Annotated in this window: 4 protein-coding genes; all 4 read right to left on the bottom strand. The window is 31.5% G+C overall.

Features of this window, described 5'->3' with window-relative positions; translation table 11 throughout:
* Positions 1 to 247 precede the first annotated feature (247 nt).
* Positions 248 to 745 carry a hypothetical protein gene (locus V6246_RS18110; RefSeq protein WP_341561851.1) on the bottom strand — a complete coding sequence of 166 codons (498 nt, stop codon included), beginning with the start codon at positions 743 to 745 and terminating at the stop codon, positions 248 to 250.
* Between the two features lie 529 nt (positions 746 to 1,274).
* Positions 1,275 to 1,880 carry a hypothetical protein gene (locus tag V6246_RS18105; protein ID WP_341561850.1) on the bottom strand — a complete coding sequence of 202 codons (606 nt, stop codon included), beginning with the start codon at positions 1,878 to 1,880 and terminating at the stop codon, positions 1,275 to 1,277.
* A gap of 321 nt (positions 1,881 to 2,201) precedes the next feature.
* Positions 2,202 to 2,492 carry a hypothetical protein gene (locus V6246_RS18100; protein ID WP_341561849.1) on the bottom strand — a complete coding sequence of 97 codons (291 nt, stop codon included), beginning with the start codon at positions 2,490 to 2,492 and terminating at the stop codon, positions 2,202 to 2,204.
* 90 nt (positions 2,493 to 2,582) lie between these two features.
* On the bottom strand, positions 2,583 to 3,197 hold the full coding sequence (locus V6246_RS18095; RefSeq protein ID WP_341561848.1) for a hypothetical protein: 615 nt from the start codon (positions 3,195 to 3,197) through the stop codon (positions 2,583 to 2,585).
* Between the last annotated feature and the right edge of the window lie 1,020 nt (positions 3,198 to 4,217).

The following is a 4,217-nucleotide window of genomic DNA, read 5'->3' as shown; positions in this document are numbered from 1 at the left end:
TCGCCGAAAACTTGGAAGCGTATTTTCTAAATAATACACTTTTTTAACTGCCTTTTTTTATTCCTTTTGCGTAAACAATATTTATATTGAAAGTTATCTAACGATAGCCACGCTATTGCTTACAACGGTTACGTATAAGAATAGTGCGTTGTTTGTGTGCGTGGATTTTCCGAAGGAAAATCATAAGCAAGCAAACGCGCATTTACTCTTGATTAAGCACTAAACTAAGCATTATTTTTATACAATGTTAGGCAACGTTTTTTATTTCATTCAGTTCAAAGAACCGATTGATTTTGGTTAATAATTCAGTTTTATCCTTTTTCAAATTCAGCACGTTATAAAACGGATTGTTTATTGATTTGTCAATCAGTTTTCCATTCTGTATTTTCATTAAGTGAGGAAATCCGCTGTAATTCTTAAACTTGTAAAGTGCCTCTGAAATAAATTCCACGTTATATTCCGATTCTACTTTTTTTCCATTCAGATACACGATTTCAATTCCGTCAGTCAGATTTGGGATTATTTGTTCCTCAATATATTCTTTCGAGTTTTTTCTATTATTGTAGCAGAAGAAATTCTTTCCGTTGTTGCTGGTCAGAAATTCAGAGTATTTTTTTTCAAATCGTTTTCTTTGAAAGAAATGAACTGGGTAAAGAACTATCATTATTGGCAAAAACAATATAAAAATTGGAATTCCAATAATTACAAATATGATAAATGCTAAAATGTTATTTCCTAATTTCATTGTTTCCTCAAATGTTGCCTAACGGTTACGTATAAGAATAGTGCGTAGTTTGTGTGCGTGGATTTTCCGAAGGAAAATCATAAGCAAGCAAACTTGCATTTACTCTTGATTAAGCACTAAACTAAGCATTATTTTTATACAATGTTGGCATGCGTAGTTTTTTTGCAGGTAATTTTTTTAGTTTTAAACCACAAAGTTGAGCACGTTTTAAGTCAGTCGTTCGCAACAGTTGCGTTGTGTTTGTAAAAAGTCCGAATATTTCACGCAAGAGTGATGTCAGTCGTACGTAAACTTTGCGTTTTGATTTGTTAAAAGTCAGTTGCACAATCTTGTTAAAACACTTTTAAGATCGGTTTAATTCTTTTTTAGAGTAGAGTGAGCTATGAATGCCAACGTTTATGTATAAGAATAGTTGCGGGTTTGTATGCGAGGATTTTCCGAAGGAAAATCAGATGTAGCAAACACGCAACGACCTTTGATTAAGCACTAAACCGCAATTATTTTTATACGGTGTTGTAAAACGTTTTTTTTACTCGATTTTCAATTTTAGTGAATCGAACGAATCAGATTTAATTCCGATTAATCCATATTTAGTTTCTCCTTTTTTAATCAAAGTCCCATTAATATTATATTCCAACATTTCTGTTTTAAACTTTTTATTAGCAGAGCCTGCTGCTATCATATTTCCACCAGCTAAACCAGGACCAACTATAAGTCCAATTGGTGTTGAACTCGTTTGCTGACCGTTTTCAGCCGTATAAAAATTCATTGGTGTTAATAGTAAATACCATAAATAAGAAGCTGGACTTTGTTTTAGAGTCTTAAAAACTTTTTCGTTTTCCATTACATAAATCTCACTTCCATTTGCATAAGTCAATTTCGCATCTCCTCCAAACATTATATCTTTTTCAGAATTGTTAGTTATTTTTATAGCAACAAGTTTGACTCCTTTTTTTAGTTCTTTTTTAGCGTATTTTTTATCAAGTAAATCGTATTTATATTCAAGTTTCACATTATCGGTTTCATTAGTCGAAATGTAATTAATGGATTTTGGCTCAATCATTTTGTAGCCAGATGCACAATTCGTCAATGTAGAGATTGCAATAAATAAAAGGGTAATTTTAATAATTTTCATTTGTTTAATTTGATGGTTAGTGTTTGTGTTAAATGTTTTACAACGGAAATCGTATATTATTAGTAATGGCTAGTATATAAACTAATGAAATACAATGACCGACCATTGATAAATACTAACTTTAAAACATAACACTAAAGCCATTATTAATTATATACAGTGTTGTACCCAGTTTTATGCCTATTGTTAAAGGAGTTCTAATAAAGAATGGAGACGAAATTTTTGCTGATTATGAAAAGCATTATGAAAAATTCAATAAAGCATACAATTCAGCTAAACCATTCTTGGATGAGATAGAATCTTTGGGTTACAAAATAACTCTTATGCCATGTCTGAAGGAAAATTAAAACCATAAATAACACTTCTTTCATGTTTTCTTATGATTGAGTTTAAAACATCTATTTCTTTCATTGTCATTTTGCTTTGATTTTCTTTTAGAAAAGGGTTGATTATAGAGTTTAATTCGGTTATAAATTCTAGCTTAATAGAGCTATAATATGAAAATCTATCTGCAACACTTTTAGCGTCTCCTTTGAAATCAGGAGCTTTATCTGTGTATTTTGACGATATATTGCTTAGTTCAGAATCCAATAAGTTTATTTTGTCAGTCATTTAATTATTGTTAGTTGTAATTGAGTTAAATCCTATTTTAAGTTATGAGTGATAAGTCAGAAGCGCATAAGAGTTTGAGCATGAGTAAGGTCAGTCGGATAATATCTTTTCTTGATAATTCAATGAATCATTTTTTCTTTCGAGTATCAAAATCTGATTTTCTAATTTGCTTATTTTTTTTTCTATGCGCAATAACTGGTCAGGCTCTAGGTTTTCTGATTGCTTATTTGCTTGGGTGGATATAAAAATCCCAGATAAGACTATGATTAAATTAACAACCACAATAACAAAACCCCATTGCTTAAATTTAGTTCCTTGTTTTTTCTCAAACTCTCCTAAATAAATATCAATATCTAATTTCTTTTCTTCTTTTTCTTGCCTTATTTTTTGTTTTTTAATTTCTGATTGGGATTCAATCTCTTTTTCTTTAATTGAAATATAGTAATTTTCAAAACTTCCATAATTTTCTTTAAAATAAACCGTTTTTCTACAATAGCATATCAAATGAGGGTCTTGACCATACACTTCTTCGGATGCTCCTGATTTATAGAATATGTTTTGCAAACCCTTAAAGTCACTATTTATCTTTTTAGAATCATCATTAAACTCGTCATACAACCCGTATTGATGAAGGGTATTTGAATCTACATGACCTTCAAAATCAATCAGTCTGTCTAATATAAAGTTTAGTCTATCTTCTTTCATTCTCTTACCTTTCATTGGGCGGTTTCTAATTGGGTACAACGTTAAATGTATAGATAGTGCGTTTTTGTTTGCAGGGATTTTCCGTAGGAAAATCAGAAGCTAGCAAAAGAAGCACTTCCTTTAGTTTCAGGACTAATTTAAGCATTATTTATACATACTGTTAGCGTTCGTTACAATTTTAGTTTTTTATACATCCCAAATTATTCGTGCAGAATATAAATCCGTCGCAACAGTTGCGCAATGCTTGGTAAATCGGATTCGTAAAGATTGCGCAAGAGTGAAGTCCGTTTACGCAAAGAATGCGCAAAGCTTGGTAAATCGGATTCGTAAAGATTACACAAGAGTGAGGTCAGTCGTACGCAAAGATTGCGCAATTTATGTGTCGGAAACCGTTATTGATTTTAATCGACTTTTGAGTGATTTATCGTTTTTTTTTGAGCCGAGTGAGAAATGAACGCTAACGGTTACGTATAAGAATAGTGCGTTGTTTGTGTGCGTGGATTTTCCGAAGGAAAATCATAAGCAAGCAAACGCGCATTTACTCTTTGTTAAGCACTAAACTAAGCATTATTTTTATACAATGTTGGCATGCGTAGTTTTTTTGTAGGTAAAGTTTTTAGTTTTAAAACACAAAGTTGAGTACGTTTTAAGTCAGTCGTTCGAAACAGTTGCGTTGTGTTTTTCAAAGGTCCGAATTTATAGAGCATGAGTAAAGTCAGTCATTCGCAACAGTTGCGTTATGTTTGTGAAAAGTCCGAATATTTTATGCAAGAGTGATGTCAGTCGTACGTAAACTTTGCGTTTTGATTTTTTAAAAGTCAGTTGCACAATCTTTTTAAAACACTTTTAAGATCGGTTTAATTCTTTTTTAGAGCAGAGTGAGCTATGAATGCCAACGGTTACGTATAAGAATAGTGCGTAGTTTGAGTGCGAGGATTTTCCGAAGGAAAATCAGATGCAAGCAAACAAACACTAACTTTTAGTTTAGGAATAAACTTACGCATTATTTTTATACAATGT

The organism is Algibacter sp. TI.3.09 (genome assembly GCF_038154905.1).
Taxonomy (GTDB): Bacteria; Bacteroidota; Bacteroidia; order Flavobacteriales; family Flavobacteriaceae; genus Algibacter.
This window is presented reverse-complemented; position numbering and strand designations above follow the sequence as displayed.

Bases quoted from the DNA above. Each gene is read 5' to 3' on its own strand.
- V6246_RS18110 (WP_341561851.1), bottom strand. From the start codon at position 745: ATGAAATTAGGAAATAACATTTTAGCATTTATCATATTTGTAATTATT.
- V6246_RS18105 (WP_341561850.1), bottom strand. From the start codon at position 1,880: ATGAAAATTATTAAAATTACCCTTTTATTTATTGCAATCTCTACATTG.
- V6246_RS18100 (WP_341561849.1), bottom strand. From the start codon at position 2,492: ATGACTGACAAAATAAACTTATTGGATTCTGAACTAAGCAATATATCG.
- V6246_RS18095 (WP_341561848.1), bottom strand. From the start codon at position 3,197: ATGAAAGAAGATAGACTAAACTTTATATTAGACAGACTGATTGATTTT.